Annotated in this window: 11 protein-coding genes; 5 read left to right on the top strand and 6 right to left on the bottom strand. The window is 63.5% G+C overall.

Annotated elements, in window-relative coordinates:
• Window positions 1-54: 54 nt before the first annotated feature.
• On the bottom strand, window positions 55-1,251 hold the full coding sequence (locus tag H9627_RS07305) for an acetate kinase (protein WP_191733350.1): 1,197 nt from the start codon (window positions 1,249-1,251) through the stop codon (window positions 55-57).
• A 3-nt stretch (window positions 1,252-1,254) separates the two neighbouring features.
• Window positions 1,255-2,637 carry a phosphate acetyltransferase gene (pta, locus tag H9627_RS07310; RefSeq protein WP_191733351.1) on the bottom strand — a complete coding sequence of 461 codons (1,383 nt, stop codon included), beginning with the start codon at window positions 2,635-2,637 and terminating at the stop codon, window positions 1,255-1,257.
• A 509-nt stretch (window positions 2,638-3,146) separates the two neighbouring features.
• Between pta and H9627_RS07315 the strand changes: the two genes are divergently transcribed.
• Both H9627_RS07315 and H9627_RS07320 read left to right on the top strand, forming a co-directional pair.
• Window positions 3,147-4,514, top strand: coding sequence for an FAD-dependent oxidoreductase (locus tag H9627_RS07315; RefSeq protein WP_191733352.1), 1,368 nt, complete (start codon window positions 3,147-3,149; stop codon window positions 4,512-4,514).
• 213 nt (window positions 4,515-4,727) lie between these two features.
• Window positions 4,728-5,264 carry a GNAT family N-acetyltransferase gene (locus tag H9627_RS07320; protein ID WP_191733353.1) on the top strand — a complete coding sequence of 179 codons (537 nt, stop codon included), beginning with the start codon at window positions 4,728-4,730 and terminating at the stop codon, window positions 5,262-5,264.
• Between the two features lie 22 nt (window positions 5,265-5,286).
• Here H9627_RS07320 and purT read toward each other — a convergent pair whose 3' ends face one another.
• Entirely contained in the window at window positions 5,287-6,495 is a 1,209-nt protein-coding gene (gene purT, locus H9627_RS07325; RefSeq protein ID WP_191733354.1) for a formate-dependent phosphoribosylglycinamide formyltransferase, read from the bottom strand.
• Between the two features lie 92 nt (window positions 6,496-6,587).
• Between purT and H9627_RS07330 the strand changes: the two genes are divergently transcribed.
• Both H9627_RS07330 and H9627_RS07335 read left to right on the top strand, forming a co-directional pair.
• A complete protein-coding gene (locus H9627_RS07330; protein WP_191733355.1) occupies window positions 6,588-7,772 on the top strand; it encodes an amidohydrolase in 1,185 nt (394 codons plus the stop codon).
• A 24-nt stretch (window positions 7,773-7,796) separates the two neighbouring features.
• Window positions 7,797-8,399, top strand: a complete 603-nt coding sequence (locus tag H9627_RS07335) for a hypothetical protein (protein WP_191733356.1) — start codon at window positions 7,797-7,799, stop codon at window positions 8,397-8,399.
• 346 nt (window positions 8,400-8,745) lie between these two features.
• On the opposite strand, the gene H9627_RS07340 is transcribed toward H9627_RS07335, so the two are convergent.
• A complete protein-coding gene (locus tag H9627_RS07340; protein ID WP_191733357.1) occupies window positions 8,746-10,035 on the bottom strand; it encodes an adenylosuccinate synthase in 1,290 nt (429 codons plus the stop codon).
• A gap of 120 nt (window positions 10,036-10,155) precedes the next feature.
• Here H9627_RS07340 and H9627_RS07345 point away from each other — a divergent pair, with 120 nt between their 5' ends.
• Window positions 10,156-11,007: a hypothetical protein gene (locus H9627_RS07345; protein ID WP_191733358.1), complete on the top strand. Its 852-nt coding sequence runs from the start codon at window positions 10,156-10,158 to the stop codon at window positions 11,005-11,007.
• Here the strand turns inward: H9627_RS07345 and H9627_RS07350 are convergent.
• Together H9627_RS07350 and fbaA are read right to left on the bottom strand one after the other, a co-directional pair.
• Window positions 11,004-12,185, bottom strand: coding sequence for an FUSC family protein (locus H9627_RS07350; RefSeq protein ID WP_191733359.1), 1,182 nt, complete (start codon window positions 12,183-12,185; stop codon window positions 11,004-11,006). The two genes, H9627_RS07345 and H9627_RS07350, sit on opposite strands and share 4 nt — an antisense overlap.
• Before the next feature lie 113 nt (window positions 12,186-12,298).
• Complete coding sequence (gene fbaA / locus H9627_RS07355; protein ID WP_191733360.1) at window positions 12,299-13,333, bottom strand: class II fructose-bisphosphate aldolase; 1,035 nt, start codon at window positions 13,331-13,333, stop codon at window positions 12,299-12,301.
• Window positions 13,334-13,433 lie beyond the last annotated feature (100 nt).

The following is a 13,433-nucleotide window of genomic DNA, read 5'->3' on the forward strand; positions in this document are numbered from 1 at the left end:
CAAAACGCCACCCCGATCCCGGGGCGGCGTTTCACTGTCTGCAGAAGACGGGTGTTACTCGGCGAACTTGGCGGCGTACCGGGCGATCGCCAGCTCCTCATTGGTGGGGATGACAAAGACCTTCACCGCGGAGTCGTCGGTGGAGATCAGACGCGGGCCGTCGTTGGGCAGCTTGTTGCGCTCGGGATCGACCTTGATGCCGTACATCTCCAGACCGGCGAGGGCATCCTCGCGGACGAAGTGGGCGTTCTCGCCGACGCCGGCGGTGAACACGAGGCAGTCCACGCGACCCAGGGCAACCATGTAGGAACCGAGGTAGCGGCGCAGCTGGTGGATGTAGATGTTGTAGGCGGACCAGGCATCCTGGTCGCCGTCCTCGATCATCTGGTGCAGCTCGCGGAAGTCGTTGACCCCGGACAGTCCCTTGACGCCCGACTTCTTGTTCATGAGGTTGTCGATCTCATCGATGCTCATGTTGGCGTTGCGTGCCAGGTGGAAGACCACACCCGGGTCGATGTCACCGGTGCGGGTGCCCATGACCAGGCCCGCCAGCGGGGTCATACCCATGGAGGTGTCCACCGCCACCCCACCCTGCACCGCGGCCATGGAGGCGCCGTTGCCCAGGTGGAAGGTGATGATGTTGATCTCCTCGATGGGCTTGTCCATCAGGTCCACCACGCGTGAGGACACATACTCGTGGGAGGTGCCATGGAAACCGTAACGACGCACACCGTATTCCGCCGCGACATCCTTGTTGATGGCGTACAGGGCGGCCGCTGGCGGCAGGGAGTGGAAGAAACCGGTGTCGAAGACCGCCACGTGGGGGACATCCGGCAGGATCCGGCGGGCAACCTCGATGCCGTCGATGTTGGCGGGGTTGTGCAGGGGTGCCAGCGGGATGAGGTCACGGATCATCTCGACGATCTCATCGGTGATCAGCTCCGGTGCGGAGAAGAGGATGCCGCCGTGCACCACGCGGTGCCCCACTGCGATGATGTCCACCTGGGAGGGGCCGCAACCATGCTCGGTCATGAGGTCGAAGGACATGGACAGTCCCTCGGAGTGATCGGCAATGGGGGCTTCCTTGACCACCTTCTCACCCTCGATCTTCAGGATGATCCGGCCCATTTTCTCACCGATCTGCTCCACCAGTCCGGAGACGAAGGGATCGTCGGTGGCATGGTTCGCCGGGTCGACGAGCTGGAACTTGATCGAGGAGGAACCTGAGTTCAAAACGAGTGCTAGGGCCATGGTTTACTTGCCTCCGGCTTGAATGGCGGTGATGGCGACGGTGTTCACGATGTCGGGGACGGTGGCGCCGCGGGACAGGTCATTGACGGGCTTGTTCAGACCCTGGAGGATCGGCCCAACCGCGAGGGCATGCCCGGTGCGCTGGGCGGTCTTGTAACCGATGTTCCCGGCCTCCAGGTCCGGGAAGATGAACACGTTGGCGTGTCCGGCGACATCGGAATCGGGCATCTTCTTCTTAGCCACGCCGGGATCGACGGCGGCATCGAACTGGAGTGGTCCGTCGATCTTGAGGTCCGGGTTGATGCGGCGGGCCTCCGCCAGCGCATCGATCGCACGGTCCACATCGGGGCCGGTACCGGAGTTGCCGGTGGAGTAGGACAGGATGGCCACGCGGGGGTCGATGCCGAACTGCGCGGCGGTCTTCGCGGACACCACGGCGATCTCACCGAGCTGCGCGGCGGTGGGGTTGGGGTTGACGGCGCAGTCGCCGAAGGCCCACAGGCGTCCACGCAGCACCATGAGGAAGATGGAGGACACCACGGAGGCCTCGGGAACGGTCTTGATGATCTGGAAGCTCGGCTTGATGGTGTGCGCGGTGGTGTTCGCGGCGCCGGAAACCATGCCGTCGGCGTCGCCGTTATGCACCATCATGGTGCCGAAATAGGAGATGTCCTTCATGGTCTCCCGGGCCTGTTCGAGTGTGATGCCCTTGCTCTTGCGCAGTTCCGCGAACTGCTCGGCGAACTCATCCAGCTTGGGGTCGGTGAGCGGGTTGATCACATCGGCCTTCTCCAGGTGCAGGCCGAGTTCGGTGGCACGCGACTGGATCTGCTCCGGGTCACCGAGGATGGTGAGCTCGCAGATGTCCTTCTCCAGGAGCTGGTGGGCGGCCATGAGGATGCGGTCATCCTCGCCCTCCGGGAGCACAATGTGGGACTGCTCCGTGCGGGCACGCTTGAGCAGCCAGTTCTCGAAGAGGGCGGCGCTCATGACCGGCTCGAGGTTGCCGTGGTTGCGGACGGCCTTCTTCAGCTTGTCCGGCTTGGCCTCCTCCTCAGCGGTGAAGGCCGCGACGACCACGGCGCCGACGTTCTTGGCCTGGGTGCGCGCCAGGGTGACGTGGGAGCCACGCTTGTCGACGAGCATCAGCATCGGCACACCGAGCGCGGCGGCCACCTGGGCATCGAAGTGCGCATTACCTGCGCCGACAATGAGAGCGGGCCCATCTGCGAGGAGATCCGCGGCGAGGACTTTGGACATGTCGAAATCATCACTGCGTATGGGTACCAGTGTGACTTGCAGGTCCCGTGCGAGCGCTTCAAGGTCAAAACCATCGAAGCTGCGGTTGACGGTGGTGATCAGAGCCGACGTGGGGGTGTCAGACATGCATCGCCTTTCTTCTCTCAACCCGGAAGAGATGGGGGTGATCCCCTCTACCAGATGTGTGCCGCTCGGCACTCGTGGCAAGTGTTGTGATTCTTCGCATAGCTTAGCGTCGTTTGAAGCCCGATACCTCACGGATGGAATTTTTTTCTTTCATAACACCTACCTGCGGGTATGGGGCGACCGCGTGAGCTGCACAAACCGCGGATCTTCACAAAAACAAAATTTCCGTGTTACAGGTTGCGAAGAACGTTTTGCGAAGTTTCTGGACATCCTCACGGCCATTTTGCCCTGCATAGGCCACCCCCTCAGTGTACGGCAGGTGAACATCCCGCCGGGCGGAAAACCCCCTCATCCGGAGTGTAGGTAGGGTTACCTACCTCCCTGTAGATAAACCACGTATCATGAAGGGTTATTAGGAACCCGGAGTACCCGGTCGCCTCAGATTCGGGTGCCCACCCCTGCCCAGCGGCCGGGATCGTCGACCACTGTTTAAGGAACGAAAACTGTCTATGTCTCGCCCTCTGCGCGTCGCTGTTGTTGGCGCTGGCCCAGCCGGAATCTACGCATCCGATCTGTTGATGAAGTCCGACCAGGATGTCCAGATCGACCTGTTTGAGCGCATGCCCGCTCCGTTCGGCCTGATCCGATACGGTGTGGCCCCGGACCACCCACGCATCAAAGGCATCGTGAAGTCCCTGCACAATGTGCTGGATAAGGAGCAGCTGCGCCTGCTCGGCAACATCGAGATCGGCCGCGATATCACCGTCGATGAGCTCCGTGAGTTCTACGACGCCATCATCTTCTCCACCGGCGCCACCGGCGATCAGGATCTGCGCGTCAAGGGTGCGGATCTGGAGGGCTCCTGGGGCGCTGGCGAGTTCGTGGGTTTCTACGATGGCAACCCGGATTTCGCCCGCTCCTGGGATCTGTCCGCCGAGAAGGTCGCCGTCATCGGTGTGGGCAACGTGGCACTCGACGTCGCCCGCATCCTGGCCAAGACCGGTGATGAGCTCAAGGTCACCGAGATCCCGGACAATGTCTACGAATCCCTGTCGCAGAACAAGGCGAAGGAGGTCCACGTCTTCGGGCGTCGTGGGCCAGCCCAGGCCAAGTTCACCCCGCTTGAACTGAAGGAACTGGACCACTCCCCCAACATCGAGGTGGTGGTCAACCCGGAGGACATCGATTACGATGCCGCCTCCGAGCAGGCACGCCGTGACTCCAAGTCGCAGGACCTGGTCTGCCAGACCCTCGAGCAGTACGCGATCCGCGACCCCAAGGGCGCCCCGCACAAGCTGTTCATCCACTTCTTCGAATCCCCCGTGGAGATCCTCGGTGAGGACGGCCGCGTTGCCGGCCTCAAGACCGAGCGCACCAGGCTGGACGGCAACGGCGGCGTGGTGGGCACCGGCGAGTTCACCACCTGGGATGTCCAGGCCGTGTACCGCGCGGTCGGTTACCGCTCCGACGCGGTCAAGGATGTCCCCTTCGACGCTGAGCGTGCAGTCATCCCCAACGACGGTGGCCACGTCATCGACCCGTCGACAGGCGCCCCGGTCACCGGCCTGTACGCCACCGGCTGGATCAAGCGCGGACCGATCGGGCTGATCGGCAACACCAAGTCCGACGCCAAGGAAACCACGGAGATGCTCCTGGCCGATTACGCCGCCGGTTCCCTGCCCGCCCCGGCGAACCCGGACACCGACGCGATCATCGAGCTTCTCGACGACCGGAAGATCCCCTACACCACCTGGTCCGGTTGGCATCTGCTGGATGCCGCCGAGCGCGAGGCCGGTGAGCAGGAGGGTCGCGAGCGTAAGAAGATCGTCGAGTGGAATGACATGGTCCGCTTCGCCCGCCCGGAGTACGAGATCTAAATTTCCGCTGAATAACTTCTAAGGCACCACAAACGCCGGGAAAGAGACAAATCTCTCTGACCCGGCGTTTTGTATTTTAATTCATGTTTTGTTCATCTTTTGTACATGTTGGCGTTGGGAAATGGACGTGTGGTGGTCAACCAGGCCCCATTTCCGCAGGGGCGGGATACTTGAACTTGGAACTTTCTGTCCGAGACGCGTTAGTATTTGGCCATGACCCGATACTTTTCTGTTTCCAACCTTGCTGAGCTGAGCCCCCTCGAGGTGCACAAGCTGTACAAGCTTCGCGTGGACATCTTCGTCCATGAGCAGAAGACCCCCTACGCCGAAATCGACGACACCGACGCACTCCCGACCACCCGCCACATCCTCGCCTGGCAGCGCCAGGAAAACAGCCCGTCGGCACTCAAGGGCTGCGCCCGCCTGGCCCCCACCACCGTCTCCGAGGTTGCCGCCACCACCGGCACCACCCTCGAGCTTGACGACGCCGAGGTCTCCCAGCTCGGTCGCGTCGCCGTCTCCGAGGACTCCCGCGGCACCGGCCTGTCCGCAGAGATCATGGAAAATGCCCTGCGCCTGGCCTACGAGCAGTTTAACGGCAAGGATGTCGTCCTCACCGCTCAGCTGCCCCTGAAGGAGTTCTACGAGGGCTTCGGCTTCACCGCCTGCGGCGCCCAGTACGACGATTCCGGTGTTGCCCACCTCCCCATGGTGCTCAAGGCATCAGAGCTGGAGCGTTTCGCAGCCTAGGACGGGAGCGTCGACAAGCATCTCACCCGTGGACGGTGACCGCGGCTGCCGCGAGGGTGGCCCGGTCACGTGCGCTGGCGGTGTCCTCAGCGGTGGACACGGCGACACCCATGCGACGCTTGGTGAAGGCCTCCGGCTTGCCGAAGAGGCGGACATCGGTCTCCGCGACGGCGAGCGCCTCCGCGAGACCGGCGTAGGACACCCCGGTTGACTCCACGCCCCCGTAGATGACGGCAGATGCGCCCGGGGAGGTCAGAGTGACATCAACGGGCAGCCCCAGAACAGCCTTGGCGTGCAGCTCGAACTCGGAGAAGCGCTGGGTGGCCAGGGTGACCAGACCGGTGTCATGCGGACGCGGGGACACCTCCGAGAAATACACGTCATCCCCGGAGACAAACAGTTCCACGCCGAACACCCCACGCCCGCCCAGGGCGTTGGTGATGCGGGCGGCCACCGAGCGGGCATTCTCCAGTGCGGGTGCGGTCATCTCCATCGGCTGCCAGGACTCCACATAGTCACCATCCTGCTGGCGGTGCCCGATCGGCTCGCAGAACCAGGTGGCGGGCTTGCCGGTGGCCGGGTCGATACCGCGGACGGTGAGCAGGGTGATCTCGTAGTCGAACTCGACGAACTGCTCCACGATGACCCGCTGGTTGGCCACACGGGCACCGCTCATCGCGTACTCCCACGCCGATTCCAGATCCTCCGCCGACCTCACGACCGACTGCCCCTTGCCGGAGGAACTCATCACCGGCTTGACCACATTCGGGTACCCCAGGCGCTCGGCGGCGGCGGTGAACTCCTCGAAGGTGGAACAGAACTCATAACCGGAGGTGGGCAGGCCGAGCTCCTCCGATGCCAGACGACGGATGCCCTCCCGGTTCATGGTCAGCTGGGTGGCCCGCGCGGTGGGCACCACGGTGGCCAGGCCCTCCTGCTCGATCCGGACCAGCTCATCGGTGGCGAGGGCCTCGATCTCCGGGATGATGAAATCCGGTTTGACGGTGGTGACCAGCTCACGCACGGCCGCAGCATCCGTCATGTCGATGACATAGGAGAAATGCGCCACCTGATGCGCGGGGGCGTTGTCATAGCGATCCACGGCATGGACCTCCACACCGAGGCGCTGGAACGCGATGGTGACCTCCTTGCCCAGTTCACCTGAGCCCAGGATCATCACCTTCGTGGCATTGGGTGCAAGGGGCGTGCCGATCTTCTCTGGGATAAACAATTGGGATTCCTCCGTCTGAGCGCCTGGTTCCATATAGCTACCGCTAACTGTATCGAACACCCCGGACACGGGGCACGAGTACGGTTGTACGTATGAATGCACTCCTTCACAATCTTGATGAAACCCGCGCTGACCGCGAGGAACTGTACAAGTGGTTCCACCGCAACCCGGAATTGTCCAGCGCGGAATTCAACACCATTGAACGGATCCGCACCGAGCTGAAGAACATGGACATCGACAAGCTCATCGATGTCACCACCACCGGTGCCGTGGCCATCATTGAAAACGGGGAGGGCCCCGTGGTCGCCCTGCGCGGTGACATCGATGCCCTGCCCGTCACCGAACAGACCGGCCTGGATTACGCCTCCGAGGTCCACGGTGTCATGCACGCCTGTGGCCACGACTTCCACATCACCACCCTGCTCAGCGCCGTCGATACCTTCGCCTCCAACCGGGATAAATGGTCCGGCACCCTGGTCGCGGTCTTCCAGCCTGCGGAGGAAACCGCATCCGGAGCACGCGCGATGGTGGAGGCCGATATCGCCAGCGTAATCCCCAAACCAGACGTCTACCTGGGCCAGCACGTCATGGCATCCCAGGCCGGGGTGATCTCCATGCCGGAAACCGCCGTCATGTCCACCATGGAATCCATCCGGGTCCGCGTCTTCGGCGCCGGCACCCACGGATCCATGCCACACCTAGGGGTCGATCCGATCGTGCTGGCCGCCCACATCATCACCCGCCTGCAGACCGTGGTCGCCCGCGAGATCTCACCCTTTGACTTCGGTGTGGTCACCGTCGGCGCGATCAACTCCGGCACCAAGGCCAACATCATCCCGGAATCCGCGGAGATCCTCATCAACACCCGCGCCATGTCCGTGGAGATCCAGGAGAAGATCCGCACCGCCATCGAACGCATTGTGCGCAGCGAATGCGAAACCGCCGGTTCGCCCAAGGAACCCACCTTCGAGTACTACGACCGCGCTCCCCTCACCTTCAACGATGCCGACGCCCGCAGCGTGGTGGCCGACGCCTTCGACCAGGCCTTCGGGGAGGACTACCAGGTCACCCCACCCTCCACCGCCTCCGAGGACTTCTCCGTCATCCCCGACGCCCTCGGTGTGCCCTACGTGTTCTGGTTCGTCGGCGGTTACGAAGACCCGGAGAACGCCCCCGGCAACCACTCCCCCTTCTTCGCGCCCGTCATCCAACCCACCCTGGACCGCAGCCTCGAGGCCTTCATCACCGCCGCTTCCGCGTGGTTGGTGCGCGGGTAGTTTGGTCTATCAGGAGGACCCCAGATGAAAACCCCCCGGCCACGTCTCCCCATGCCGAAAGTGCCGGTGAAGGTACCCGGTATGCGGGCCGTCACCGGGGTTTTTGCCGGGACCTTCGCTGGGACCTTTGCCGAACCGCGATGGGACAAGGCCCGGGACACCCTCCACACCCAGATCCAGGCGGCGATGAAATCCGGGCGCAGCTACGGCAAGACCATCACCCCCACGCTGCGGGAGATGGAGAAACTCCTGCCGCGGGTATCTCACGTGGCAGATGAGGATGCCGTGGCCAGCGAACTGTGTTCCATGGTCATCGCAGAAGACCTGCAGTGCGGCATCCAGGAATTCTGCATCGCTGCCCCGGAGCTGGACTGCATGAAGGACGCCCGGATTCTGGAGTACCACTCCGCGACCTCGCATCTCATCTCCTCAGCCGCGGCCACCATCGGGATGCGTTTCGACGACAATTCGCCCCCGCCCGCCATCGACACCGCCATGGCTTTCGACGCCGTCTTCATCAAACTCGGCACCGCTCCCCACGAGGACACCCGCTCCCGCTTCTACACCCGCATGTCTCCCCGTGACATCATGGACGCACTCAGCCACTTCGAGTACCGGCCGTACTGATCTGGTGGCTCGGCTGGTGCGGGCTGGGCTGGGGCTAGATGTTGGCTTGTGAGCACGAACTTGCTCACAGCCCAACAGATAAGACTGATGTCGTGGTTAGCAGGGCCTGACACCCTACACCTGTTGGCCTCAGCGCACCCACTTGCTCGCAGCCCAACAGATGAGACTGATGTCGTGGTTAGCAGGGCCTGACACCCCACAGCTGTTGGCCTCAGCGCACCCACCCGCTCACAGCCCAACAAACCCGCCCAGGCCCAGAACCCCCAGCCCCAGCACACACAGAAAAGCACCGGCTCCCCATCCAAGGGGCACCGGTGTTCATCAGTCAAGGCAGAAACCTACGGGCTTAGGACTCCATGACGTCGTGAAGCACGATGGTCTGGTCGCGCCCCGGCCCGACACCGATGTAGGAGAAGCGTGCACCGGAGAGCTCCTCGAGGCGGCGGACGTAGTCCCGTGCCTTCTGGGGGAGTTCCTCGAAGGTGCGGCAACCGGTGATGTCCTCGTCCCATGCGGGCATGGTTTCGAAGATGGGTGTGGCGTGGTGGAAGTCGGACTGGGTCATGGGCATTTCGTCGTGACGCACACCGTCGACATCGTAGGCCACGCAGATCGGGATCTCACCGATGCCGGTGAGCACGTCGAGCTTGGTCAGGAAGTAGTCGGTGAAGCCGTTGACGCGGGAGGCGTAGCGGGCGATCACGGAGTCGTACCAGCCGCAGCGGCGCTTGCGGCCGGTGTTCACGCCGACCTCACCGCCGACGGTCTGGAGGTACTCGCCCCACTTGTCGAAAAGCTCGGTCGGGAATGGGCCGGCACCCACGCGGGTGGTGTACGCCTTGATGATGCCCAGGGTGGAGGTGATGCGGGTGGGGCCCACACCGGAACCAACGCAGGCTCCGCCGGCGGTCGGGTTGGAGGAGGTGACGAACGGGTAGGTGCCGTGGTCCACGTCGAGCATGGTGGCCTGGCCGCCCTCCATGAGCACGTGCTTGCCCTCGTCGAGAGCCTTGTTGAGCTCGAGGGTGGCGTCGATGACCATCGGGCGCAGGCGGTCGGCGTAGCTGAGGAAGTACTGGACGGTCTCCTCGGCGACGATGGCCTTGCGGTTGTACATCTTAACCAGGACCTGGTTCTTCACATCGAGGGCGGACTCGATCTTCTGGCGCAGGATGGACTCGTCGAAGATGTCCTGGACGCGGATGCCGACACGGCCCACCTTGTCCTGGTAGGTCGGGCCGATGCCTCGACCGGTGGTGCCGATGGCGCGCTTGCCCAGGAAGCGTTCCTGAACCCGGTCCATGACCTGGTGGTACGGGGCGACCAGGTGCGCATTGGCGGAGATACGCAGGCGGGAGGCGTCCGCACCGCGGGCCTCGAGGCCGTCGATCTCCTCGAAGAGTGCCTCGAGGTTGATCACCACACCGTTACCGAGGATGGGGATCGCCGTTTCGGAGAGCACACCGGCGGGAAGGAGCTTGAGCTCATACTTCTCGCCACCGACAACAACCGTGTGTCCGGCGTTGTTGCCCCCGTTGGGCTTGACCACGTAGTCGACGAGTCCGCCGAGGATATCCGTGGCCTTACCTTTGCCTTCGTCGCCCCACTGGGCGCCGACAATCACGATTGCAGCCATTGGTTTACGTCACTTCCGATCAGTGAAATTGGAGCATGCGCATAGTTGTGCGCTGAGACGTTATTTCATACTACTAGGCCATGGACCGAATTCCGGCATTGGAATACTAAGGTGGTACATATGCGTCTTGTTGTCCTGCGTTGTGCAGCCCCGTCGTTCACCGATTTCCCCGGCGCTCCCGTGGCACCGGAGGTGCATGATCTCCCGGAGGTGCCCACGCGACGTGACCTGCGCATGCTCGACGATGCGGCCTTTGATGTCCTCCCCCACGACCCCACGCCCTCGCTGGATGAGATCGCCCGGCAGCCAGATGTGGCGCACCTCGGCACCCCGCAGCCTGCCCCCCAGCAACCGGAGCAGCCCCTGCGCATCGTGGTGATCGGCAGTGATGCTGCCCTGTCCGCGGTGATCACCCGCCTCATGCGCGCCGACAACCTGTGGGCCGAGGTCGCCTATGTTCCCACCGGTGATTCGGTTGCCGCGCAGAACTGGGGTCTGCCCGCAGAGCCCGCCGCCGCCCTGCATCTGGCGCTGACCGGGCCGGTGAAACCGGTGCCCACCATTCGTGACGATGCCGCCGTGGCGGTCGCCGGTTCCGCCACCATCACCGACTGGGAACCGGGTGAGATCACCGGCGAGATCATCGTGGATGATCACGTGCTCGTGCGCCATGAGGCCTCCGAGAAGACCCCACGCCGGGGCATCTTCGGGGCACGCCTGGTGCCCATGATGGATGCCCCCGGTATCGCTGCGGCGGTCATGGACACCCCCGCCCCCGGCACTGAGATCAAGAAGGGCCTGTTCAAGCGCCCCACGGGCACGCTGATCCCAGAGAGCTTGTCGACGGGCCGCGCCACCCAGGCCGGCGGCCCCTCCCTGCGGGTCACCGTGGACGGGGTGTCACGTAAACGCCCCGTCGACCGGGTGACCTTCTACCGCCATCTGAGAGACTTGCAGGTGGTCCGTCCCTAGTGGCTTGCCTCGTCCTCGTCCAGCCACACCTCCGGTGGGTAGGCGGGACTGTCGGAGGTGGGAACCAGGACCGCCACCGCTGATTCGCGGGACATGCCACAGATCTGCAGCAGATCCACGATGATGGACCGTGACTGCGCGAGGATCACCTGCGCGGACAGCACCCGACCCTCCGCGACCTCAATGCCCACCCGCGCGCCGAGGAGACGCAGCCTGCGGACCAGTTCGGGGATCTCGAGGGCCTCGCTGATCTCCTTGTGTCGTTCGTAGAGATCGGACAGGCTCAGCGCGATTGCGGCGATCTCCTCGATGATCTCGATCTGTTCCTCGCTGACCTCATCGCCGTCCTGGGTGAGCACCAGGGCGCGACGGGCGAGCACCCGGCTGTTGCGGATGGCGTTGTCCACCGGGGAGAGGATCCTCATGAGGGATCTGATGCGTCCCCGGTTGTTCCACAACAGTGGTGAGATGTTGGTCTGTTCCTGACCCGATGAGGCGGCTGTTTTCAGTTTGTCCACATCGGTCTGGGACGCCCGGATGGCCCCCAGGGCTGCGTCGAGGGCGCGGGAGTCTTTTCGTCGTAAAGCATCGGCGACGTCGTCGAGCACGCTGGAGACGATGCCCAGCACATTGGACACCTGCTGCCGGCCGGCGCGCAGCGGCGAGGAGGGCAGCAGGGCGATAACGAGGATGCCCGCCACACCACCGACCAGGGCATCGATGACACGGTCCAGGCCACCACCGTCGCCGGGGGGCAGGATCGTGGCGATGAGGATGCCACCGATCGCCATCTGGTTACTCACCAACCCCGATTTGGACACGAACGAGGCCAGGGTCAGCGCACCGAGCACCACCACGAACATCTGCCAGTAGCCCGACCCGATCTGGACGATCACTAGATCACCCAGACCCACGCCGAGCGCACACCCCAAGGTCAGTTCCACCGCCCGTTTGACCCGGTCACCGCCGGTGAGACCGAGGATGATCACACACGCCATCGGCGCGAAGAACGGCCGGGGGTGCTCCAGAACGGCAGAGGCGAACCAGAACGCCAGCCCCGCACCGATCGTTGACTGCAGGATGAACATGCCACGGGATCTCACACGGATGATCCGGTTGCGCAGCGAGGTGTCGATCTCATGGAGTCGGGCGATCGTGCCCAGCTTCTTCTTGGCCATGGCACCAACACTAGTGTCGGTGCCAGCCCCAGAGAGCACAAACACCCGGTGGCCTGGAGGGTATCCAGGACGCCGGGTGTCTGAGGTGTACGCGGGGTGTATGCCGGGTGGGACTACTTGGCGGTGGTCTTGCCCACGGAGTTGAGGTCCTGGCAGGACTCGATGACGCGCTCGGACATGGACTGCTCTGCCTTCTTCAGGTAGGAGCGTGGGTCGTAGGCCTTCTTGTTTCCGACCTCACCGTCGATCTTGAGCACACCGTCGTAGTTCTCGAACATGTGGGATGCGATCGGACGGGTGAAGGCGTACTGGGTGTCGGTGTCCACGTTCATCTTGATGACACCGTAACGCAGGGCCTCCTCGATCTTCTCCTTCTCGGAGCCGGAGCCACCGTGGAAGACGAAGTCGAACGGCAGGGCGTCATCGGACAGGCCGAGCTTCTTGCGGGCGACCTGCTGGCCCTCGAGGAGGATCTCCGGACGCAGCTTCACGTTGCCCGGCTTGTACACGCCGTGGACGTTGCCGAAGGTGGCGGCCAGCAGGTAACGGCCGTGCTCACCGGTGCCGATGGCGTCGATGGTCTTCTCGAAGTCCTCAGGGGTGGTGTAGAGGTTTGCGCCGGCCTTGGCCTCAACGCCGTCCTCCTCGCCACCGACGACACCGATCTCGATCTCGAGGATGATGTGGGCTGCCTTGGACTTGGCCAGCAGCTCCTGCGCGATGGAGAGGTTCTCATCGATCGGGACTGCGGAACCATCCCACATGTGGGACTGGAAGAGGGGCAGCTCGCCGCGGTCGACGCGCTCCTGGGAGATGGCCAGCAGTGGTCGGACGTACTCGTCGAGGACCTCCTTCTGGCAGTGGTCGGTGTGCAGGGCCACGTTAATGCCGTAGCTCTTGGCAGCCTCGTGGGCGAAGGCGGCCAGTGCGACAGCACCCTTGACCTTGTTCTTCACAGCCAGGCCGGAACCGAACTCAGCACCACCGGTGGAGAACTGGATGATGCCGTCGGACTCCGCCTCAGCGAAGCCCTTCAGCGCAGCGTTAATGGTTTCCGAGGACGTGCAGTTGATCGCAGGGAAGGCGAAGCCGCCCTCCTTGGCGCGATCGAGCATCTCGTTGTAGACCTCGGGAGTTGCGATTGGCATAGAAAGTCTCCTCCATAAGCTGACTGTCTGTTTCAGACATGGTCATTTCAGAATCGATGTGGCCCGGGATCCCCAGGCACCTGTGTGCACACCGCTGGAC

It is taken from the genome of Corynebacterium gallinarum (assembly GCF_014837045.1).
In the GTDB taxonomy this organism is placed as follows: Bacteria; Actinomycetota; Actinomycetes; order Mycobacteriales; family Mycobacteriaceae; genus Corynebacterium; species Corynebacterium gallinarum.